This window comes from Methylobacterium sp. CM6244 (genome assembly GCF_054817885.1).
In genome coordinates this window covers 4,867,239-4,886,987 of the sequence record NZ_CM139247.1, presented here as the reverse complement: position 1 = coordinate 4,886,987, position 19,749 = coordinate 4,867,239, and the positions used below count along the sequence as shown (strand labels likewise).

At 66.4% G+C, this 19,749-nt stretch carries 21 protein-coding genes; 12 read left to right on the top strand and 9 right to left on the bottom strand.

Translation table 11 applies throughout. The features are described 5' to 3' along the window. Window positions 1-28: 28 nt before the first annotated feature. Window positions 29-1,063: a GTP 3',8-cyclase MoaA gene (moaA, locus tag ACYQML_RS23015; RefSeq protein WP_056424647.1), complete on the bottom strand. Its 1,035-nt coding sequence runs from the start codon at window positions 1,061-1,063 to the stop codon at window positions 29-31. A gap of 174 nt (window positions 1,064-1,237) precedes the next feature. Here moaA and ACYQML_RS23010 point away from each other — a divergent pair, with 174 nt between their 5' ends. The 3 genes from ACYQML_RS23010 (at window position 1,238) to ACYQML_RS23000 (ending at window position 4,438) form a co-directional block, all read left to right on the top strand. After that, window positions 1,238-1,726: a gamma-butyrobetaine hydroxylase family protein gene (locus tag ACYQML_RS23010; RefSeq protein ID WP_461222705.1), complete on the top strand. Its 489-nt coding sequence runs from the start codon at window positions 1,238-1,240 to the stop codon at window positions 1,724-1,726. Further along, the gene (locus tag ACYQML_RS23005; protein ID WP_461234136.1) at window positions 1,717-3,102 is read left to right on the top strand and encodes an MATE family efflux transporter; all 1,386 of its coding nucleotides are present in this window, start codon (window positions 1,717-1,719) and stop codon (window positions 3,100-3,102) included. Before ACYQML_RS23010 ends, ACYQML_RS23005 begins: the two co-directional genes overlap by 10 nt. A 151-nt stretch (window positions 3,103-3,253) precedes the next feature. Then, window positions 3,254-4,438: a glycosyltransferase family 2 protein gene (locus ACYQML_RS23000; protein ID WP_461235772.1), complete on the top strand. Its 1,185-nt coding sequence runs from the start codon at window positions 3,254-3,256 to the stop codon at window positions 4,436-4,438. A gap of 28 nt (window positions 4,439-4,466) precedes the next feature. Here ACYQML_RS23000 and ACYQML_RS22995 read toward each other — a convergent pair whose 3' ends face one another. Beyond that, entirely contained in the window at window positions 4,467-4,826 is a 360-nt protein-coding gene (locus tag ACYQML_RS22995; RefSeq protein WP_056424658.1) for a hypothetical protein, read from the bottom strand. Between the two features lie 612 nt (window positions 4,827-5,438). On the opposite strand from ACYQML_RS22995, the gene ACYQML_RS22990 reads away from it, so the two are divergent. From ACYQML_RS22990 to ACYQML_RS22970, 5 genes are read left to right on the top strand one after another with little or no spacing between them, the layout of a single operon-like run. Then, window positions 5,439-6,002: an iron transporter gene (locus ACYQML_RS22990; protein ID WP_018042582.1), complete on the top strand. Its 564-nt coding sequence runs from the start codon at window positions 5,439-5,441 to the stop codon at window positions 6,000-6,002. An 8-nt stretch (window positions 6,003-6,010) separates the two neighbouring features. Next, window positions 6,011-6,346, top strand: coding sequence for a cupredoxin domain-containing protein (locus ACYQML_RS22985; RefSeq protein WP_461234135.1), 336 nt, complete (start codon window positions 6,011-6,013; stop codon window positions 6,344-6,346). 4 nt (window positions 6,347-6,350) lie between these two features. Then, entirely contained in the window at window positions 6,351-7,751 is a 1,401-nt protein-coding gene (locus ACYQML_RS22980) for a 4Fe-4S binding protein (protein WP_461234134.1), read from the top strand. 43 nt (window positions 7,752-7,794) lie between these two features. Next, window positions 7,795-8,622, top strand: coding sequence for an FTR1 family iron permease (locus tag ACYQML_RS22975; protein ID WP_461234133.1), 828 nt, complete (start codon window positions 7,795-7,797; stop codon window positions 8,620-8,622). Window positions 8,623-8,638: 16 nt separating this feature from the next. Then, window positions 8,639-9,010: a tRNA-binding protein gene (locus ACYQML_RS22970; RefSeq protein WP_461222712.1), complete on the top strand. Its 372-nt coding sequence runs from the start codon at window positions 8,639-8,641 to the stop codon at window positions 9,008-9,010. Window positions 9,011-9,018: 8 nt separating this feature from the next. Here the strand turns inward: ACYQML_RS22970 and ACYQML_RS22965 are convergent, their stop codons facing one another. Next, a complete protein-coding gene (locus tag ACYQML_RS22965) occupies window positions 9,019-9,354 on the bottom strand; it encodes a DUF167 family protein (protein WP_461235771.1) in 336 nt (111 codons plus the stop codon). Between the two features lie 280 nt (window positions 9,355-9,634). Between ACYQML_RS22965 and ACYQML_RS22960 the strand changes: the two genes are divergently transcribed. Together ACYQML_RS22960 and ACYQML_RS22955 are read left to right on the top strand one after the other, a co-directional pair. Then, on the top strand, window positions 9,635-10,519 hold the full coding sequence (locus ACYQML_RS22960) for an HpcH/HpaI aldolase/citrate lyase family protein (protein WP_461222714.1): 885 nt from the start codon (window positions 9,635-9,637) through the stop codon (window positions 10,517-10,519). A gap of 209 nt (window positions 10,520-10,728) precedes the next feature. After that, window positions 10,729-11,832 carry an alkene reductase gene (locus ACYQML_RS22955; protein WP_461234132.1) on the top strand — a complete coding sequence of 368 codons (1,104 nt, stop codon included), beginning with the start codon at window positions 10,729-10,731 and terminating at the stop codon, window positions 11,830-11,832. A gap of 23 nt (window positions 11,833-11,855) precedes the next feature. On the opposite strand, the gene ACYQML_RS22950 is transcribed toward ACYQML_RS22955, so the two are convergent. Further along, the gene (locus tag ACYQML_RS22950) at window positions 11,856-15,200 is read right to left on the bottom strand and encodes a hypothetical protein (protein WP_461234131.1); all 3,345 of its coding nucleotides are present in this window, start codon (window positions 15,198-15,200) and stop codon (window positions 11,856-11,858) included. Between the two features lie 465 nt (window positions 15,201-15,665). Further along, entirely contained in the window at window positions 15,666-15,914 is a 249-nt protein-coding gene (locus ACYQML_RS22945; RefSeq protein ID WP_056424689.1) for a hypothetical protein, read from the bottom strand. A gap of 263 nt (window positions 15,915-16,177) precedes the next feature. Between ACYQML_RS22945 and ACYQML_RS22940 the strand changes: the two genes are divergently transcribed. Then, complete coding sequence (locus ACYQML_RS22940; RefSeq protein WP_056424691.1) at window positions 16,178-16,621, top strand: DMT family transporter; 444 nt, start codon at window positions 16,178-16,180, stop codon at window positions 16,619-16,621. A gap of 216 nt (window positions 16,622-16,837) precedes the next feature. Next, window positions 16,838-17,038 (top strand): hypothetical protein, encoded by a 201-nt coding sequence (locus ACYQML_RS22935; protein WP_461234130.1) that lies wholly within the window; start codon window positions 16,838-16,840, stop codon window positions 17,036-17,038. Window positions 17,039-17,134: 96 nt separating this feature from the next. Here ACYQML_RS22935 and ACYQML_RS22930 read toward each other — a convergent pair whose 3' ends face one another. From ACYQML_RS22930 to ACYQML_RS22915, 4 genes are all read right to left on the bottom strand, one after another. After that, window positions 17,135-17,509 carry a hypothetical protein gene (locus tag ACYQML_RS22930; protein WP_461234129.1) on the bottom strand — a complete coding sequence of 125 codons (375 nt, stop codon included), beginning with the start codon at window positions 17,507-17,509 and terminating at the stop codon, window positions 17,135-17,137. 47 nt (window positions 17,510-17,556) lie between these two features. Continuing rightward, window positions 17,557-18,228, bottom strand: a complete 672-nt coding sequence (locus tag ACYQML_RS22925; RefSeq protein ID WP_461234128.1) for an invasion associated locus B family protein — start codon at window positions 18,226-18,228, stop codon at window positions 17,557-17,559. A 142-nt stretch (window positions 18,229-18,370) separates the two neighbouring features. Then, on the bottom strand, window positions 18,371-19,222 hold the full coding sequence (locus ACYQML_RS22920) for a MotE family protein (RefSeq protein ID WP_461234127.1): 852 nt from the start codon (window positions 19,220-19,222) through the stop codon (window positions 18,371-18,373). Continuing rightward, a complete protein-coding gene (locus ACYQML_RS22915; RefSeq protein ID WP_461234126.1) occupies window positions 19,219-19,749 on the bottom strand; it encodes a DUF6468 domain-containing protein in 531 nt (176 codons plus the stop codon). Before ACYQML_RS22915 ends, ACYQML_RS22920 begins: the two co-directional genes overlap by 4 nt.

Sequence of the window (19,749 nt, the reverse complement as noted above, 5' to 3'; positions counted from 1 at the left end):
GGCGAGAGGGGTCAAACGCGAGACGGTCTCAGCCGCCCGTGACGCTCATATGGCGTGGTACGGCAGCCGGTCGGGCGCGCTCGATGACGAAGTCATGGCCCTTGGGCTTTCGCGCGATCGCATCGATCACGGCTTGAGTGACGAGGGCGTCGTCCGGTGAGGCGCGCAGGGCCTCGCGCAGGTCGGCCGCGTCTTCCTGGCCGAGACACATGTAGAGCTTCCCCGTGCAGGTCAGGCGGACACGGTTGCAGCTCTCGCAGAAATTATGGGTCAGAGGCGTGATGAAGCCGAGCCGCCCCCCGGTCTCGGCGATGCGGACATAGCGGGCAGGGCCACCGGTGCGGTCCGGCAGCGGAATCATGGTGTATCGCTGTTCGAGACGTGCCCGGGCAACAGACAAGGGCAGGAACTGGTCGGTACGGTCACCATCCACTTCACCCAGGGGCATCACCTCGATAAGGGTCATGTCCATGCCATCGCCATGGGCCCAGGCGATCATGTCGGCGATCTCGTCTTCGTTCACGCCCTTCAGCGCCACCGCGTTGATCTTGACCTTGATCCCGGCCTTGCGGGCCTTCTCGATGCCGTCGAGCACGACCTTGAGGTCGCCGCGCCGCGTCACGGCGCGGAACTTGTCCGGGTCGAGCGTGTCGAGAGACACGTTCACGCGCTTGATGCCGAGTTCGGCGAGTTCCGATGCGAAGCGACCGAGCTGCGTGCCGTTCGTCGTCATCGTCAGCTCTTCCAGGGCGCCGGTGCCCAGATGGCGCGACAGACGACGGAAGAGATGCATGATGTCGCGGCGAACGAGCGGCTCGCCGCCGGTGATCCTGAGCTTGCGCACGCCCCGGTCGATGAACACGCCACAGAGCCGGTCGAGTTCCTCTAGCGTGAGCAGATCACGCTTGGGCAGGAACGTCATGTCATCCGACATGCAATAGACGCATCGCAGGTCGCAGCGATCGGTCACGGAGATGCGAAGATAGGTGATAGCCCGCTGGAACGGGTCTATCAGGGGCGCTTGCGCTTTCGAAGCTACGGGTTCGGCATAGGCAACACCCATGGGAGACTCGTGGCTCTTGGCTGGGGAGATTTCTGAAGCGTGGTCGCGCGAGGAACCTAGCATCACTGGCATATGAGGCGTTGGTGGCCAGGGAGCAAGCGCATGCCGACGCATGCCCCGTACGCTCTACACATATATTGCATCCGAGACTGTTACAGGCATGAGAGTTCCAATATGAGCCAGCATCACGCCGATCCCCTCCCCACCGGACAGCAGGTCGCCGCACCGGAGCGGTGGCCCACCGAGATCCGCCTGTCAGGCGACAAGCGGACGCTGAACGTCTCCTTCGAGGATGGCGGCAAGTTCGCGCTGCCAGCGGAATATCTGCGCGTCTCGAGCCCCTCGGCCGAGGTTCAGGGCCATTCCCCCGCCGAGCGCAAGGTCATCGGCGGAAAGCGCGACGTGGCTATCCTCTCGGTGGAGCCGGTGGGCAATTACGCGGTCAAGCTCACCTTCGACGACATGCACGATACCGGGCTGTTCGGCTGGGGCTATCTCTATGACCTCGGCCGTGAGTACCGGAACCGCTGGGCGACGTACCTGTCCGAGCTCGAAGAGCGCGGCCTCGTGCGCGATGCCGCCCGGCGTCCGGCCACCAATCCGGCAAAGGGCGAGCCTCCGAAGAGCGAGGGAAGCTGCGGAAGCGGGTGCGGATGTCACTGACCGCCACCGCGGACCCGAACGGTATCGCGACCCCGACTCCCGCCACCAGCCGCCGCATCCTGGCGCTGGCTTTGCCGATGACGCTCGCCAACGTCACCACCCCGCTCCTCGGTTTCGTCGGGGCGGCGGTGATCGGGCGCCTCGGCGATGCCGCTCTCCTCGGCGCCATGGCACTGGGCGCGGTGGTATTCGATGCGATCTTCTGGTCCTTCGGCTCGCTTCGCATGGCGACGGCGGGGCTCACGGCTCAGGCGGCAGGTGCCCGCGACTCGGCCGAGATCGACCGGATCCTGGCCCGCTCGCTTGCGGCCGGAATCCTGGTGGGGCTCGTCATCGTCGCCGCTCAGGTGCCGATCGCGACCGGGGCCTTCGCGCTCAGCGGCGCGAGCCCGGCAGTAATCGCGGGTCTCGCCACCTATTTCCACATCCGCATCTTCGCGGCCCCATTCACGCTGGCGAACTATGCCATCCTCGGCTCGGTGCTCGGTCGTGGGCGGACCGATCTCGGACTTCTGCTTCAGGTGGCGATCAACCTCGTCAACATCGTCCTGACCCTCATCCTCGTACTCTGGGCGGATCTCAGCGTCGCGGGAGCCGGCATGGCCACGCTCGTCGCCGAAGCCGCCGGAACCGGCATCGGGCTCGTCCTCCTGGCCCGGCTCGGCTCGCGTCCGTTCGCGGTACCGTTCGCCGTCATTCGCGATCCCCTGGCATTGGCGCGCATGCTCAGCGTCAATGCCGACGTCATGATCCGCACCCTGCTGCTGGTCGGTGCCATCGCCCTGTTTTCCGCGCTGGGTGCGCGCTCTGGCGACGTGATCCTGGCGGCGAATGCCGTCCTGTGGAATCTCTTCCTCATCGGAGGGTTTTTCCTCGACGGGTTCGCCACCGCGGCCGAGACGCTGTGCGGGCAGGCCGTCGGCGCGCGTGACGAAGCCGGTTTCCGCCGCGCGGCCCGCCTCAGCGTAATCTGGTGCGTTGCCTTCGGCCTAGCGGTGGCGACACTGTTCCTGGCCTTCGGCGCGGCCTTCATCGATACGGTCACGACGAGCCCGGAGGTGCGCGAAACGGCGCGTGCGTATCTGGCCCCCGCCGCACTCGCTCCTCTCGTTGCCTCCGTGCCGTTCGCCTTCGATGGAATCTACATCGGCTCCACGTGGACACGGGCCATGCGCAATCTGATGATCGCGGCCACCGGCGTCTACGCCGTGGCGATCGGCATCGCTCACACCGCAGGCTTCGGGAATATGGGTCTGTGGCTCTCGTTCCTGATTCTGCTGGCGGCACGCGGCGCCAGTCAGGCTCTGGCCTATCCGGGGCTCGCCCGCCGGACCTTCGATAGTGCGCCTGCGGCAAGGGATGTGCGCGCGCCCTGATCGTCGGCGTCCGAGCCGGATTGGTGCCGTTCAGCTTCGATCGATACACTGAGCACGTCTCACCAGCCGGGGATCGGCGCCGGTATCCATCCGCGCCGCCTCATCGGAGTCCTCCGTGCCCTATACCACCCTCTCCGACGTCGCCCCCGCCATCGATACGTCGCCGCGCTTCGCCTCCTCGGTTCCCGACACCGTCATCGCGATCCCGGTCTACAACGAGGCCGAGCGGATCGAGGCCTGCCTCCGCGCCATCGACGCGCAGGAGGGCGTGCGTCCCGGCAGCCTCGGGCTTTATCTGTTCCTGAACAATTGCAGCGACGGCACGGATCGGATCGTTGCCGAACTCGTGCAGGACATGTCGATCCCGGTCCGGGTCAGGATGGTCACCTTCGACGGCGCCCATGCCGGATGGGCGCGCCGCGCGGCCATGGAAGCCGCTGCCGAATGGATCGGCCCGGACGGCACCGCCGGAACGATCCTGACCTCGGATGCCGACAGCCGGGTGCCGTCGGATTGGGTTGCGCGCAACCTCGCCGCCTTGGATGCCGGGGCCGATGCCGTAGCGGGGCGCATCCAGATCGATGAGGACGAATGGGCGGCACTGCCCAAGTCGCTTCGCGCACGGGGCAAGCTCGAAGATGCCTACAGCGATCTCCTGACCGAGTTGGAAGCACGGATCGATCACGATCCGCACGATCCCTGGCCGTGCCACCGGACGACGATCGGCGCCACGCTCGCCGTCCGCCTCTCGGCCTACCGTAAGGTGGGGGGCATGCCGATGATCGCTCTCGGCGAGGACGGCGCTTTCGTAGCAGCCCTGCTGCAGCACGGGCTGCGGGTCCGGCACGCCAAGGACGTCGTCGTCACCGTTTCCGGCCGCCTGGTCGGCCGCGCGCCCGGTGGCGTCGCCGATACGATACGCGCGCGCTGCGAGGTGCCTGACAGCCTCTGCGATGCACGTATGGAGGCGGTTCCCCGCGCGCTCTACCGCTATCTGTGGCGACGCCGCCTTCGTCGGCTCCACGCCTCGAGCGCCTTGGCGACCACCACGGCCTGGGCACGCAAACTGTCGATCCCCGAGGCGGATGCCGTGCGGATCGCCAAGCAGCCTCTCGTCGGACTCGCGGTCGCCGAGATCGAGCGTGTCAGCCCCAAACTGGTCTACCGCCCGCTCGGCCCTCGGCAACTGCCCCGCCATATCCGCCTGGCGACGGTCGCCCTTACATTCCTACGCGCTGCTTCGGCCCTGAACCGCAAACTGCCGCCCCCCGAACTGCCTGAAGTCAAGACGCTGCCTGAAGCCAAGACAATGGCGGTCGATCCCGCCTCTCGCTGAGCCTCGCGCTTCGACAAAGACGACGCCTTCAGATCGGCTTGCCTGCGATCCCCAGGCCGACTTTCTCGCCTCTCACCGAAAGAATGCCTCGCTTCAGGATCGCGTCTTCGAGTTCGTCGAAGGCCTTCGTGAGATGGGTCTTGGCCGTCAGGATGGTCGTGGCGCGCGGACGAGGCTGCTCCATCATCAGGCCGACAAGGTCGTCCGTACTTTCCAGGACGATGCGGTGAAGCGAGTGGATCGTAGGGTCGGGTTCGATGAACCGCATCGCACTATCGGTCCACCGCCTCAACTCGCCAGATAAATCCTCACCCACGGAAGCATAAGCTTCGATCTTCATGCGAACGTTCACGAAACTCGTCGCGATGTCTTTGTGCAGCTGCGTCATGACAATAAGGTCGGTCGGGGTTGGACTTCATAGGCCGTGAGGATAGTCTCTGTTCGTCAACAAAATATGGCATGCAAAATCGTGCGCAAAGTCGCACCGATCAGCCATGATTGGTGCTGGCCAGATATCGCGCGGCGTTCATGCGAACCACACGTTGTGCCGTCGTGACGGAGAGGGCCTGGAAGGCCGCCGTCATGCCATGCATCACTTCGGGCGCCGTCGCGCGCTCCGATTGCGAGGTCGTGAACAGCTTGAGGATTTTCCAGCCGAGCCGTACGGAGCGGACGAGATGATGTCTCCGGCCAAGCCCCCCAGCCAGCGCATCCCATTGTTCACGGATTGGTCGCGCGTCCGTTAACGCCCCGCCGTCGCGAACCGAGCATCCGGCATGGGATGAGCCGCAGCGGTATCGAAGATGCCTTAGAAAATTCCCGATGATGGGTGATTCCCGCCATCGGGCTGAAAAACCGACGCCAGCCCTGTCCGTCAGGGTAAGGCCGGGCGAACACCCTGGCTTCCTGGCGGTGCAACACATTGGAAGTATTCTGATATATGGTTTTTCTCAAGAACCGGCTTTGCTTCCGACGATCGCTGGGCTACGCGCTAGCGACAATGCGCAAGATCACTCACTCCGCACTGATTTCCGCCTCCCTGCTGGCCTTCGCGGCCCTGGGCACCGGCTTCGCCTCGGCCAAGGAGACGCCGATCGGCCCTCCCATGCTCAAGGACGGGCTGGAAGTGACGGCGGTCTATCTTCAGCCGATCGAGATGGACCCGCCGGACATGATGCGCGCCGCCGCTCAATCCGACATCCACCTCGAAGCCGACATCCGCGCGGCCAAGGACAACCGTAACGGGTTCGCCGAGGGCGATTGGCTCCCCTCCCTCGACGTGAGCTTCGAACTGACGAAGCTGGAGGGCGAGGCCGCCACGGGTCCGAAGGTCAGTGGCTCGCTGATGCCGATGGTCGCCAATGACGGCCCGCATTACGGCGACAACGTCAAGCTGAGCGGCCCCGGCCGCTACCGGCTCAAGCTCACCGTGGCGCCTCCCGGCAAGAACCAGCATTTCGGCCGCCACGTGGACAAGGAGACCGGCGTGGCCGAATGGTTCAAGCCCTTCGACCTGATCCAGGACTTCACCTTCGCCGGCACCGGCAAGAAGGGCGCGTATTGAGCACCGTGATGCAGCACGTCCGCAGCCTCGCACTCGCCTGCGCCTTCCTGGCGGCCGGCATCGGCTTTGCGTCGGCCAACGACATGCCGGTGATCAAGGTCGAGATGAAGGACGGCGTGATCATCCCCGAGATCATCGAGGTGCCGGCCAATACCCGCTTCAAGCTGGAGATCACCAATACCGGCACCTCGCCGGTGGAGTTCGAGAGCATGGAACTGAAGCGCGAGAAGGCTTTGGCCGCCGGCGCGACCTCGGCAATCGTGTTCCGCACCCTCGACCCCGGCACCTACGACGTGTTCGACGACTTCCACCCGGAAGCCAAAGCCAAGCTGGTGGCGAAGTAGCCCGATGGCGGCGAGCGTCTCGACGGACCTGCGTGAAGCCTGGATCGACCGGCGCCTCGCGGAACTCGGCCATTGGCTCCAGCGCCACGGCGGGATCATCCGCAGCGTGCAATGGGCCGTGGTGGCGGTCTATCTCGTCCTCGTGGCCGTGCCGGCCTTCCTGCCCCTGCCGGACCGGACCGCCCATCTCTGGAACAACCTGACCGTCCTCGCGCAGTTCGCGTTCTGGGGCATCTGGTGGCCCTTCGTCCTCGTGAGCATGGTGCTCGTCGGCCGGGCCTGGTGCGGGGTGCTGTGCCCCGAGGGTACGCTCACGGAATTCGCCAGCCGCTGGAGCCTCGGCCGCGCGGTGCCGCGCTGGATCACCTGGGGCGGCTGGCCCTTCATCGCGTTCGCCGGAACCACGGTCTACGGCCAGATGGTCAGCGTCTACGGCTACCCGAAGCCAGTGCTCGCCGTCCTCGGCGGCTCCACCGTGGCGGCGATCGCGGTGGGCCTCGTCTATGGCCGCAACAAGCGCGTCTGGTGCCGCTATCTCTGCCCCGTGAACGGGGTCTTCGCGGTGCTGGCCAAGCTCGCGCCAGTGAGCTTCCAGGTGGACCGCCCCGCCTGGGCCGCCTCCGACAAGCCGCAGGGCGCCGCCTTCAACTGCGCTCCCCTGGTGCCGGTGAAGACCATGCGCGGGGCCGGCTCCTGCCATATGTGCGGGCGCTGCAGCGGCTATCGCGGGGCGGTCCGCCTCGCCCGGCGCTCCCCCGCCTACGAGATCGTCCATGTGGCCGGCACCGAGCCGAGCCTCGAACAGACGGTCCTGATCCTGTTCGGCATGATGGGCCTCGCGGCCGGCGCCTTCCAATGGTCGTCGAGCCCCTGGTTCATCGACGCCAAGCAATGGCTCGCCACCTGGTTCATCGAACACGGGATGGTCTGGCCGCTGGAGACCACCCTGCCGTGGTTCGTGCTCACCAACTACCCCGAGCACAACGACGTCATGACCCTGCTCGATGGCGGCCTGCTGCTGGCCTATATCGGCGCCGCGACGATCATCCTCGGATTCGGCCTCTCCGCCCTCGTGGCCCTCGGCACTCGCTTTCTCGGCCCCTGGTCGTCGTCGCGTTTCCACCACCTGACGCAGACGCTGATCCCCATCGCTGGATGTGGCGTTTTCCTCGGCCTCTCGGCCCTCACCGTCACCTTCCTGCGCGGGGAGGGGCTCCCGCTTCCCTACGTCGCCGAGATGCGGGCCGGGCTGCTCATCGGCGCGAGCCTGTGGAGCGCGTGGCTCGCCTGGCAGGTGGCGGGGCTCACCACCGGCGGATGGCGCCGGGCGGGCGCGACGGCCTGTATCGCCGCCGCCGCCACCCTGTCGGTTTCCGGCTGGGTGCTTCTGTTCTGGATCTGGTAGGGCGCTCACACCGCCCGCCCGCGACATCGAAGGAAATCTCCGCATGATCGGAGCATTCGTCATCGCCTTCCGCGAGGTCATCGAAGCCGGCCTCATCATCGGCATCGTGCTGGCGGCCACGCGCGGCATCACCGGGCGCGGCCGCTGGATCGGCCTCGGCGTGGTCGGCGGGCTTGCCGGCGCCTGCCTTGTGGCGCTCTTCGCGGAATCGATCTCCGACGCGTTCGAAGGCGCGGGGCAGGACATCCTCAACGCTGCCGTCCTCGCCACCGCCGTCGTCATGCTGATCTGGCACAACACCTGGATGAGCCGCCACGGGCGCGAGCTTGCGGGCGAATTGAAGGCCGCCGGAGAATCCGTGCGCAGGGGGGAGACCACATCCGCTGCCCTGGCCTTCGTCGTCGGCGCGGCGATCCTGCGCGAGGGCGCGGAGTTCGTCCTGTTCCTCTACGGCCTCGTCGCGTCGGGCACGTCCGGCCCCGACCTGCAGATCGGGGCGCTGGCCGGAGTCGGCGCGGGCATCCTGATCTCGGCGGTGAGCTATTTCGGCCTGGCCGCGATCCCGACCCGCTACGTCTTCTCGGTGACCAGCGCGCTCATCATCTTCCTCGCCGCCGGCCTCGCCGCTCAGGCGGCACAGTTCCTTACCAATGCGGGGCTCATCACCGTGCTCGACCGGCCGCTCTGGAACACCGCCAACATCCTGTCCGAGGGCAGCATGGTCGGCCGCGTGCTCCACGCCCTCGTCGGCTATATCGACCGCCCGACGGGGCTGCAGGTCATCGTCTATCTCGGCACGATCCTGGTCATGGTCGCCCTCATGCAGTGGTCGTCGGCGGACAAGCGTCGGCGGACACTGCGGACGGCGTGAAGCGGAGACACAGGCCGTGCATGTGACTCACGATTCGGCGGCCCCGGCGGCCGCCCCGATCAGCTTCGACGAGTTCCTCGCCGTCGACATCCGGATCGGCACGGTGGTCTCCGCCGAGCCTTTCCCTGAAGCGCGGAAACCTGCAATCAAGCTCGTCATCGATTTCGGTCCGGCCATCGGCACCAAGCGCTCCAGCGCCCAGATCACCGAACATTACCGGCCGGAGGATCTGGTCGGCCGGCAGGTCGCCGCGGTGGTGAACTTCCCCCCGCGCCAGATCGGCAAGTTCCTCTCGGAGGTCCTGACGCTGGGCTTCGCCGATACGAACGGTGCCGTCGTACTGTTCCGCCCCGACCATGCCGTGCCGGACGGAAGCCGCCTGTTCTGAATGTAGACTCACCGCCGGCGGGTAGCGGTCGCTATCCAGGCGTCCACTCGCGCGGCCATCCCGGCCGGATCTCCGCTGAGCGCGAGGATCTTCTGCCTCGAGGTTTCGCCCGCCGCGATCCGGATCTCGGACCGTCGCAGTGACAGGGCCTCCGCCAAGGCAGCGATAAGAGCCGTATTGGCGGCGCCCTCCACCGGCGGCGCGGCGACCCGCATCTGTACCCAGACACGTCCATCGGCGGTCTCGACCAGCCCGTCGAGGCCCGTTCGGCTCGCACGTGGCGTCAGACGCACGGCGAGCCGAATCCCCTCCGAAGTCAGGGTATAGGGACACGCCTCGGTCATGGCATGGCCGAGGCGTGGCAACGGCTCTCCGCCGACGGCAAGATGATTCCAATTAGCCACAACACCAGACCCCTTCCTCAGTGCGATCCCGGCGCGAGGCAAAAGCGGAGCATCGGCGAAAGTCTTCTCTCCGGATTTCTCCCAAGAGACCTATGCGGCGGTCTTCGGCACGCATGGCCGCTTGTCAATCGCGCGTCATCGGCGCGCATTTTATATCCGGAGGGCTGTCGCGGCGGCCGTGTTGCACTAAGCTGCACCGCATCGTCACTGGAATGCGTTCATGTCCGATCTTCGCCTGCGCCGCAGCGTCCTTTACATGCCCGGCTCGAACCAGAGAGCCCTCGACAAGGCGAAGACCCTGCAGGCGGACGCTCTGATCCTGGACCTCGAAGACGCGGTCGGGCCGGACGAGAAGGAACTGGCCCGGGATCAGGTCTGCGCGGCCGTGAAGGGTGGCGGGTATGGCAGCCGCGAGCTCGTAATCCGCGTCAATGCTCCCCAGACTCCCTGGGGCGAGGCGGATTTGAAGGCCGCGATCCAGGCCTGTCCCGACGCCATCCTGATGCCGAAAGTGTCCTCGCCGGCGGTTCTCGAGAGCATCGCCAACCATCTCGAAGCCCTCGACGCCCCCGAGAGCATCGATGTCTGGGCGATGATCGAGACCCCGGCGGCGATCCTCAACATCCAGGAGATCGCCAAGGCCCGGCGCGACCGGCGCACCCGGCTCACCTGCTTCGTCCTCGGGACGAACGATCTTGCGAAGGACACCTGGGCCCAGCTCGTGCCGGGCCGGGTGCCGATGCTGCCCTGGATGATGTTCACCCTCGCCGCCGCCCGCGCCGAAGGACTCACCATCCTCGACGGCGTGTGGAACGATATCGGCGATGTGGAGGGCTGCCGCACCGAGTGCCGGCAGGCCCGGGACCTCGGCTTCGACGGCAAGACGCTGATCCATCCCAACCAGCTCGAACCGGCCAACACCTCCTTCGCCCCGACCGAGGAGGAAGTCCGCCGCGCTACCTTGGTGATCGAGGCCTTCGACAAGCCGGAGAATGCCAAGCGGGGTGCCATCAAGGTCGAGGGCCGCATGTACGAGCGCCAGCATATCAGCATGGCGCGCCGCGCGGTGAACTGGTCGGACTCTATTGCCGCCAAAGGGTATTGAGGGCGGGCCTGCGTCGCGAAGGCTCGGCCGGGCGGGGAACAAGGCGTGGTGAAGCGGGCTTTCCCGCTCATCCCGCCTCACCCCGGTCCTTCGCCGTCGCGTTACCGCCCACGGACGGGTCGGGATGATTCGGGCAGATCGGGTGAGGTCAGCACCGGAGGGCGCCACTGCCTTCCGCCGACGTCTTGCCCCAAGGATTCTTGCCCCTCATGAGCCCGATCCTCGAACCCTTCACCCTCGGCGACCTCACCCTCAAGAACCGCGTCGTCATGGCTCCGTTGACCCGGAGCCGGTCCTCCGACGAGGGCATTCCCCCGGATTTCGCGGTCGACTACTACGCTCAGCGGGCCAATGCCGGTCTCATCATCTCGGAGGCGACCAACATCTCGCCTCAGGCGGTCGGCTACGCCCTGACGCCGGGCATCTGGACCAATGCGCAGGTAGAGGGATGGAAGCCCGTCACCGCGGCGGTTCACGCCAACGAGGGCCGCATCTTCCTGCAGCTCTGGCATACGGGGCGGATCTCGCATCCCGACGTGCAGCCCAACGGCCAGTCGCCGGTGGCGCCCTCGGCCCTGAAGCCCGAGGGCATGGCTTTCACCAAATCCGGCATGAAGCCGCATGAGACGCCCCGTGCGCTAGAGACAGACGAGATCCCGGGCATCGTCGAGGATTATCGCAAGGCCGCCGAGAACGCGAAGCGCGCAGGATTCGACGGTGTCGAGATTCATTCGGCCAATAATTACCTGCTCGAACAATTCGTGCGCGATTCCACCAACAAGCGGACCGACCAGTATGGCGGCTCCATCGAGAACCGTCTTCGCTTTCCCCTCGCCGTGGTGAAGGCGGTCACGGACGTCTGGGGCGGCAAGCGCGTCGGCATCCGTCTTTCGCCCGCCACCACGGAGCCGGGCAAGACACCGCTGGACAGCGATCCGAAGGCAACGTTCGGCGCCTATATCGACGCGCTGAACGCGTTCGATCTGCTCTACGTCCACACGATCGAGGGCGTGACACAACAGACCCGCGACGTGCCGGACGAGGTCGATTTCGGTCAGATCCGCGAGCGTTTCCAAGGCGCCTATATCGGCAACAACCAATACACGCTCGAACTTGCCGAAAAAGATCTTGCCGAGGGGAGGGCGGACCTGTTCAGCTTCGGCCGGCCCTATATCGCCAATCCCGATCTCGTGGAGCGGCTGCGCACCGGCGCACCGCTCGCCGAGGCTCCGAAGGCGTATTGGTATGGCGGGGGCGCCAACGGCTATTCCGACTGGCCGGGCATGAACGGCCCCGTCGCGTTCCGGCGCTGAGGCTTTGTCCTGAAAGGCGGGCCTCAGCCCTTCGGTGAGGGCGGGGGCTCGCTGGCCTTGGCCTCGACCTGGGCGCCATCGGCGTTGGCCGGTTGCGGCACGGACACTTCCGGGTAGCGCTTACGATACTCTTTGAGGAAGGCCTGCAGCGTATCCGCCTTGGTGGCTCTCTGCGCGATATCCCGGAAGGCTTGGCTCCGCACGGCGTTCGGCTGGGTGAGCAAGGCGAAGGTGCGCGCATCCATGCTGTCGGCCATGGGGCCGGCGAACTTCGCCCGCAGGCGCTCGAGCCCGAGCACCTCGTTCGACAAGCCGTAGGCAATGGCGGCGCGGATGATGTCGGAGCGCATGGCATCGTCGAGAGGTTTGCGCATGCGCCATGCCTCGCCGACCATGGCCTCATGCGCCTCGCCGGCCTCGCGCCAGCGGCGGCCACCCCAGAGAATGTCGGCACGCAGCCGGTCCGCGTCGGGGCCTGACTCCGCTTCGATGGTCTCCAAAGCCAGATCCGTGCGTGACAGGTCGGACAGGGCGCGGGCGCGGATGAGGGCGCGGGCGCGGCGCAGATCCTCGGGAAGCTCGGGCTGGTAGGTAGCATCGATGACCTGAAGCGCCTGAAGGGGCTTCTCGTCCATCATCCTGATGGTCGCCAGCCGCGCAGCGACACTGGCGCGGGCCGGCCCGGACAGCCGGTGATCGACCTGATGTTGGAGAAGTTCACCGGCTGAATCGAGGAGATCGAGTTCAACCAGCTTGTCCGCGAGGCGGCGCACGATCTCGTCGCCACGGCGGCCGATCGGGGCGAAATCCTTGAAGTCGAAATACAGCGCCAGCGCCTCCACGCCGGACATCTTCGCGCCCTTCTCGGTCAGGAAGAGGTCATCGAACAATTCCTGAGCGCTGTCGTGGAGCTCGCGGCTGATCGGTGATCCCGGCGCCAGCGCATCCGCCTTGCGTGACGCGGCAAAAGCCTGCCGCCAGCGCCCGGCTTCCATGTTGAGCTTGGCGAGTGCTGCGATCGTCCTCTGCTCGATCTCGTCGCCATGCCAGGTGAGGAGGAGGGTTTCCAGCCGCTCGATCGCCTCAGCCACCGGCATCTTGTCGAGGGCATGGGCCAGGATCGCGGCGCGAAGGGTCGCCACCGCCGCGATGGGCCGGTCCGCCGTGTCCGAGAGCCGCGTGTAGGTGTCGAGGGCAGCACTGGTCTGGCCCGTCACCTCGTCGATGCGTGCGCGCAGGAAGGCGAGCCTGTCGGTGACGGAGCGATCCGCCGCGCGCGCCAGCGCCGTCGTGATCTGCCGGCCCGCAGCGGCCCAATCGCCGTTCTCGATGGCAGCCTCCGCTGCCGCCGCGCGAAGCAGTCCCTGCAAGTCGTCGGGATAGCGCTCGATGATGCCGGCCGTATCGCGAAAGGCCGTATCGGCGGCCGGCCAGCGACCCGCCATGGCATCGAGGTAGCCTTTCCAAAGCCGTGCTTCCGGGTCCGCCCGGAGGAACTCGTTCTCCAGCGCCTTTCGCGCATCGGCGTAGCGCGCCATCTGGATGTTTGCCACGGCGGTGAGGATGGCGAGTTCGCGTTGCCCGGCCAGAACCGGATCTTCGCTGGCCGCCACCTGAAGGACACCGAGGGCTTCCACGTCGAGCCCGTTGGCGAGCATACCCCTCGCGAGGATCAGTCGCAGCGGTCCACGCGCCGGCCGTGGGGCATCCACCACGTCGTTCAGTTGCTGGCGCAGGTTCTCACCGATATTGCCGCTCCTCGCCGCATCCCAGGGCGTGCGCTCTATGGCGAGATCGCTCACGGCGGTGAGTGCCGGCTCGGCAGGACGCGCGACGCCGGAAACCGACATGCCGCCCTCGCGGCCGATCACGACGCCGTCCATATCCGGCCGCACCAGCAGGTCATCGGCTTTCGCAAGGACGGCGACGCCCTGACGACTGGGCAGCAGCTCGAAATCCACGAACGCCTGGCGTTTGGGGATCCCGGCGGGCTTGGGCCCATAACCGGTCACGACACCGATCCGCTCGCCGTTCCGCTCGATCCATGTCGCTCCGCCCGGATGCGGCAGGCGTATACCGATGCCGATCCGGCCACTGACTTCCGGGTTGCGGATCGCCGAAAGCGGTTCGCTGGCCGACAGATTCTCACCGGCGACGAGTTCCCACCCGGTCGGTGCGTCGGCATCGCCAATCGGAACGAGATCGAGAAGGCGCTCGCGGGGAACCCTGAAACTGAGAACGATGAAGGCACCCTGCCGCCGGGGCTGGCTGACCGTCTCGAAGACCGCATCGCCAGCGGGCACGACGACGGTTTCGGCGGTCTCGAAGACGAGGGTAGCGATGCCGGCGCGTTCGAACAAAGCCGCCGCCGGCTGTCGGCTGAACGGGAAAGCGAGGCCTGGGCCCGCTGGCCGCAGGATGAGGGTTTTCTGCGGGGCCGTCACCTGCGGGGCACCCACCTGCTTCTGCATCGTCGCGGTGAGCGGCGAGGCGGGTTTCGACGCAGGTTCGGCCTTCCCATCCGCGGCCTTGCCGTCGGTTGAGGACTTACTGTCAGGGGAGGGTTTGCCATCGACGGGCGCGGCCCTGGCGTCCGATGGCACAGCTTTGCGGAGGATATCCAGCGTGACGCCGTCATCGTCCCGTCCGGTCCGGATCTCGTATCCTGCGGCGGGACTCACCATGAGGCGGGCGCCGTCCGCATCATTCTCGACCGTCAGAGTCTCGATGGCAGGCTTCGTCCGTCCGCGGGGAGCGCTGTCATCGATGCGCCAGGCACCGGGAATCGTCAGCCGCGTTCCCGATCCGGTCTCGTCGAAGCGAGCGACCGTATCCGGCGGGAGCCGCAAGCTAAGGCGCGTCAGCGTTGGGAGACGCGAGAGTTCGAGGGCGAGTCGCCTCGGTTCCACGATGGGCGTGGCCGCCTTCATGGCAGCTTCTGCCAATTGCGCCCGACGGACGAGGTCGGCCACGATCTCCGGTGGCAGGGGAGGGGGAAGCCCGGACCAATCCTCAGGTAATAGATCGATGAAGACATGCTCGCCCGCCGCCTGAACGTTCAGGCGATACGGCTTCTGCAAGGCGATACGCATGCCGGTCCCGTCAGGGTCCCGCCGCACCGTCGAGACGAATTCGGGGATATCACTGACGATCTTTTCCGGCGCGGGAGTGGTGGGTTCGCCGAAATTCACCAGGAGGACGAGGCCGGACATCCTGGCCTTTACCGGAACCGCCGAATTGAAAGTCATGGCGATTCTGGCGTAGCGCCCGACCTGATTGGCCTTCACCGTCAGGAGCCGCGCGGCTTCCGCCTCGCTGGCCCAGACGAACGTCCCCGCCACGATCGAGGTCGCCATGAAGCCGGCCATGAGGTGGCGCCGACGTCTCGCGATTCCGGCCCCCATTCCCATTGCAGTTTACGCCACACCCGGTTGCGCGGAGAGCCGAAGACAAGCCGCCGCGAAACGATACACCGTCGGCGACTCTCCCCCTTCGAGGCTAACGCCCGCCTAACGGCCGCCTGGCGCGCTGTCTCAAAACTGCGCGTCGCTCGAGCGATACTGGCGCATGCATTCTTTCGAAGCGCGATATCGTCGGATCCGCGCTATCTCGCCCTCCGAACAAACAAAAAGCCCCACTCGGCTTTCGCCAAGCAGGGCAGTGTTCAGAAGGACATTCCTTGGGAGGAATGACCCTTCATATCATGTGAGATCCCACATTTACCACATCGACCCCAAACATCTCCCCGGCTTTCGAGGCTGGGCTACCCTGACGCTCGAGCATATGTCGGCGTTGCCCAGGGCGGACGGGACAGATCCGGTCAATGATCGGCGTTACAGACCGCCGTTTCCGCCGCTGCCACCGCCAGCGCTTCCGCCCCCGGACCGACGTGAGGGCTGGCTGGAATTGCCGCCCGCCGCCGAGCTGTCGCGACCGCTGCGGCCACCAGTATTGTTCGACATGCTGGGGGTGCCAAGGCCGCGCTTCGAGTAGCGCGAGCGCGCATCGGCGGACGTCGTCATCTGGGCGAGCGCGAGAGAGGAAACGGCGAGCGCACAGAATGTGATGGCTAAGGTCTTCATAGGTGCTCCTGCGAATGCCCGGAGGTAACGCGGGACCGACCGGAAATATCCATACTGGACAATGGAGATCGCGATAGTAAAAGCCCCGCCCGGCATAGGCCAGACGGGGCGAAGTCGTCATATCCCCCTCGGGGCCGAGGGTATGGGTTAGACGCTTCACGGCACCGGAATCATCCCGGAAAGACGGCGACTGCGCAGATGTCGCACCTCCCCGGCGCGTTACCGCCCTAGATGACGCAGGCTATCGATGGGTTCGGCAACCGATGTGGTATCTGTACGGCCTCGTACTGCTCGCTGGCGTCGCGAACGCTGTGCAGGCGGGACAGAACGGTGCATTGGCGAAAAGCTTCGGCGGCTCGCTGAGTGCGGGCCTCGTCGTGGCAGCGGGAACGGCCACTTGCGTGCTTCTCGTAGGGCTTGCATCGGGCAAGCTCACGCTGCCGACCACGGCTCAGGTCCTCGAGGCCCCGTGGTGGGCATGGTTCGGCGGAGTGCTGGGCGGCGGCATCGTTGTCGCGCAGCTTATGGTGGCGCGTCAGATCGGGGCGGCTCCCTTCCTCGGCATGCTCGTGACGGCGGGCGTCGTCGCTTCGATCATGCTCGATCATTTCGGATGGGTCGGCTTCGAACGCCATCCGGCGACCCTGTGGCGCATCGTCGGCGGCCTACTGATGATCGGAGGCGTAGCCCTGGTGGCAAGCTCCTAGCCCATCGGGCCGAACCCTTACAGCGCCGCCCGTCTCCCGCCGGGCCGGTCACTCTCACATTTCGTCCTCAGGAACACCGATGCACCGCTACTTTCCCGTTCTGATCGCCGTCTTCGCCCTAATTGCGGCAGGAATTCTATATGCGTTCGTCCGAAACGGAGACACGGCACATACCGCGCCCGTCCAGCAGACGGCGCCTCGCTGATGCGTCGCCTCATGCCCATGGTGCTGCTGGGACTGGCTGCGATCCTTGCGGTGATCTGGGTCGGCGTTTGGAATTTCGAATCGCTTCGCACGGAAAGGTTCGAGAACGGCGGAGCCCCCGCCGTTCCCGCCTGCGATCCGGACAACAAGGTTGGCAAGGCAATCCTGCCGAACTGCCCGGATGCGTCGATCAAAGCGACGTCCAAACCCTGACACGTACACCGACGGCCGAACTTTGATCCATCCGGGACCGACGACGGTCCCGGATCGACGGTCTGTACAAGCGGATCGGGCTGATACCCGATCCGGTCACTGCTTCACGACGAGGCCCGGAAGGGTTTTGCCGTTCGCGCCGAAATTCTCCAGCGCCTTGGCGCAGTTGGCCGGAACGTCCTGCGAATAGACGTCGGCATAGGCCTTCACGCGCAGAATGAGTTCGCCGCCCGCCAAGGCATCGGGCTCGAGACCGAGGCTCCGCACCACCGTCTTGAAGGTCTCGTAATTCGGTTTCGCTTCGGGGCAGGACACCGAGACGAACTGCAACAGCCCAGCGAGCTTGGCGGCGGTGTTCTTCTGGCGCTCTTCCTTGGTGTCCGGGGGCGCTGGCGCATCCGGGGCGGGCTGTGCGGCGAGCGGGAGCGTCAGGCTTCCGAACAGGAGCGAGGCGAGCAAGATCTGCTTCATGGGTGGCGTTTTCCTACCTATCTGTCGCATCGCCTGACTGTTTGCCGTCAGTGCGAGAGCGCGCTGGCCCGGGCGAGTGCGGCACCGAAGCCGTTGAGCGGCACGGTGATCGTCGTGGGTTCGGTGGCGTCCTGCTTCGGTGCGAGAATGAGCAGGTTCTTCGCGGTCTTCATCGTGTCGGTGGCGAGGGTGGGCAGGCTCACCGGGACGAGGCACCCTTCGGAACTGCAGGTGTAATAGGGGGCGCCCTTGCCGAGGACCGCCTCGTCGATCTTGAAACTCAACCCCGCCTCGATCTGGAACCCGAACGGCATCAGGATCAGTCCATCGGTGCGGTCGTTCGCCGGCGGCTTGAGCTCGATGGCGAATTCGCGGCGATTGTCGCGCTTCGAGCCCTGTGCCTGCACCACCGAGCAGATCGTCGCCTGATTCTCGCGGGAGCAATTGATGCTCCAATCGCCGTAGCTCTCGCTCAGCGCGCTGGCTCCTTCCGGCCACGTCGCCTTGGCGAGGGCGGTGGGCGCAGGCGCGGCTGTGGCGGCAGCGGCCGGTTTCGGTGCGGGCTTGGGTTTCGGTTTGGGTTTGGGCTTCGGCGACGACTCGGCGGCCGGTGCGTCCTGCTCCGGCGCGGCCTCCTGGGCGTAAGCGGCGTTCCAGGCATCCCCGATCGCGGCAAGCGAGATCACGCCGACCAGGGGTAAAACATGTCTCCAACGCATCAAGCGGGCATCCGGCGTTCGAACGAAGTCACGCCTGCCGCCTAGCCCTCCCTGCCTCCAAGCGCAATGCACCGGTTGGGATCGCGATTTGTCGCCCACCGGCAATCCGACCCGTTCGCCTTGCCTGATCTACCCGCGGGGCTCAACGCCGCTTGTCCTGGCCGGTGCCCTGGTCGATGGCCGGCAATTCGTTGGGGCCGAGGCCCATGACGACCGGCTGCTGCGTCGGTGTCTGGCCACGCGCGCGGTTGGCCAGGGCCACGGTCAGCTTCTCGGCGGGCTCCGATTGCATCAGGGCCAGGACGTCGGCCATCTTACGCGGGTTCATCGCCAGGACGATGGGCACCAGCACGTCGAGGGCAAGACGGTCGAAGACGCGGGCGGCATCCTTCGGCTTCATCGTCTCGTACATCGTGACGATGTTCTTCAGGGCCGCCCTCTCGGCCTCGGCCTGTTGGGCGCCGGCCCCGTCTGGCCTCTCTTCGTTGCGTTTGAGATCCTTCACGCCCTCTTCGAGCTTGCGTTCGGCGGTGCCGAGCATCTGCTCACGAAGGCTCAGGGTCTCGTCACGCTGCTTGAGCGCGTCGCGCCGAGCAGACAATTTTTCGAGGATGGCGCGCTCGCTGGCCGGCATCGGCTCCGCGGGCGGCGGTGGCCGTGGAGCAGGCGGCTCCGGCTCGGCCGCCGGCTTCTCCGGCTCTTTCGGTGTCACCGAACCCGTGGTCTGCGGGTCGGCGAGTTCGTAATTGGTCCGCGCCTTAGCGAGGACCCTGGCGAAGTCTGGAAGTTGCCCACCGGCCGAGGCCGCGCTCGGCCCCATATCGTCGACGACGATGGCGCCGAGCTTGAGCACGAGCAGTCCGACGGCCGCCATCGTCACCGCATCGATGAGGCGCAGCTTGTAGGGCCGAACCTGGCCGGGACCTTTACGGCCCGGCCGCAGCTTTCCGAGGTGGTTCTGCTCCGCGCGGACGAGGAAGCCGGACTTCTTCATGCGGCGCGGCTCCGCAGGCGTCCAAGGGCGCGCTCGGACATGGCGAGCGCGGCGGCGGCGGCGGCTCCGAGACGCTCGCCGTTAGGGCTCGATGCCGCGACCGGCGCCTGCTCGGGCTGGGTCCGGCTGGCGCGGAGCTCCGTCGGGCGGATGTCGGAGGGGCGGATTTCGACGGGCGGCACCGCGGCCAACTGCGACGGCTGGGAATGCGCGACGATGGCCGAGATGCGGGCGATCACGGTCTGGCCGGCCTGGACATGGGCGGAGAGATCGGCGGCATAGCGCTCCGCCGTGCCGAGACGGTCGGCCAGGGTGCGGTCGCATTCGTCGAGGGTGGCGCGCAGGCCGATGATCGCCCGCTCGGCGGTGGAACTCGCCACCACGAGATCGCCGATCGTCTGGCGCAGGGCCGCTTCATCGGCCTTCATCCGGGTGATGCGCCGGCTCAGGCTCACCGACGAAACGATGCTGGCGACGAGCAGCACGGCAACGAGGACATCGGCGGCGAGGGTGACGAGGAGGCTCAT

What these genes read in the sequence shown, in the direction of transcription:
- ACYQML_RS22985 (WP_461234135.1), top strand. Translation starts at nt 6,011, where the DNA reads ATGCAGCACGTCCGCAGCCTCGCACTCGCCTGCGCCTTCCTGGCGGCC.
- ACYQML_RS22925 (WP_461234128.1), bottom strand. Translation starts at nt 18,228, where the DNA reads ATGCGTTGGAGACATGTTTTACCCCTGGTCGGCGTGATCTCGCTTGCC.
- ACYQML_RS22975 (WP_461234133.1), top strand. Translation starts at nt 7,795, where the DNA reads ATGATCGGAGCATTCGTCATCGCCTTCCGCGAGGTCATCGAAGCCGGC.
- ACYQML_RS22915 (WP_461234126.1), bottom strand. Translation starts at nt 19,749, where the DNA reads ATGAGCCTCCTCGTCACCCTCGCCGCCGATGTCCTCGTTGCCGTGCTG.
- moaA (WP_056424647.1), bottom strand. Translation starts at nt 1,063, where the DNA reads ATGGGTGTTGCCTATGCCGAACCCGTAGCTTCGAAAGCGCAAGCGCCC.
- ACYQML_RS22935 (WP_461234130.1), top strand. Translation starts at nt 16,838, where the DNA reads ATGCCCATGGTGCTGCTGGGACTGGCTGCGATCCTTGCGGTGATCTGG.
- ACYQML_RS22940 (WP_056424691.1), top strand. Translation starts at nt 16,178, where the DNA reads ATGTGGTATCTGTACGGCCTCGTACTGCTCGCTGGCGTCGCGAACGCT.
- ACYQML_RS22945 (WP_056424689.1), bottom strand. Translation starts at nt 15,914, where the DNA reads ATGAAGACCTTAGCCATCACATTCTGTGCGCTCGCCGTTTCCTCTCTC.
- ACYQML_RS22930 (WP_461234129.1), bottom strand. Translation starts at nt 17,509, where the DNA reads ATGAAGCAGATCTTGCTCGCCTCGCTCCTGTTCGGAAGCCTGACGCTC.
- ACYQML_RS22960 (WP_461222714.1), top strand. Translation starts at nt 9,635, where the DNA reads ATGTCCGATCTTCGCCTGCGCCGCAGCGTCCTTTACATGCCCGGCTCG.
- ACYQML_RS22980 (WP_461234134.1), top strand. Translation starts at nt 6,351, where the DNA reads ATGGCGGCGAGCGTCTCGACGGACCTGCGTGAAGCCTGGATCGACCGG.
- ACYQML_RS22965 (WP_461235771.1), bottom strand. Translation starts at nt 9,354, where the DNA reads ATGACCGAGGCGTGTCCCTATACCCTGACTTCGGAGGGGATTCGGCTC.
- ACYQML_RS23005 (WP_461234136.1), top strand. Translation starts at nt 1,717, where the DNA reads ATGTCACTGACCGCCACCGCGGACCCGAACGGTATCGCGACCCCGACT.
- ACYQML_RS22950 (WP_461234131.1), bottom strand. Translation starts at nt 15,200, where the DNA reads ATGGCCGGCTTCATGGCGACCTCGATCGTGGCGGGGACGTTCGTCTGG.
- ACYQML_RS22920 (WP_461234127.1), bottom strand. Translation starts at nt 19,222, where the DNA reads ATGAAGAAGTCCGGCTTCCTCGTCCGCGCGGAGCAGAACCACCTCGGA.
- ACYQML_RS23010 (WP_461222705.1), top strand. Translation starts at nt 1,238, where the DNA reads ATGAGCCAGCATCACGCCGATCCCCTCCCCACCGGACAGCAGGTCGCC.
- ACYQML_RS22990 (WP_018042582.1), top strand. Translation starts at nt 5,439, where the DNA reads ATGCGCAAGATCACTCACTCCGCACTGATTTCCGCCTCCCTGCTGGCC.
- ACYQML_RS22995 (WP_056424658.1), bottom strand. Translation starts at nt 4,826, where the DNA reads ATGACGCAGCTGCACAAAGACATCGCGACGAGTTTCGTGAACGTTCGC.
- ACYQML_RS22955 (WP_461234132.1), top strand. Translation starts at nt 10,729, where the DNA reads ATGAGCCCGATCCTCGAACCCTTCACCCTCGGCGACCTCACCCTCAAG.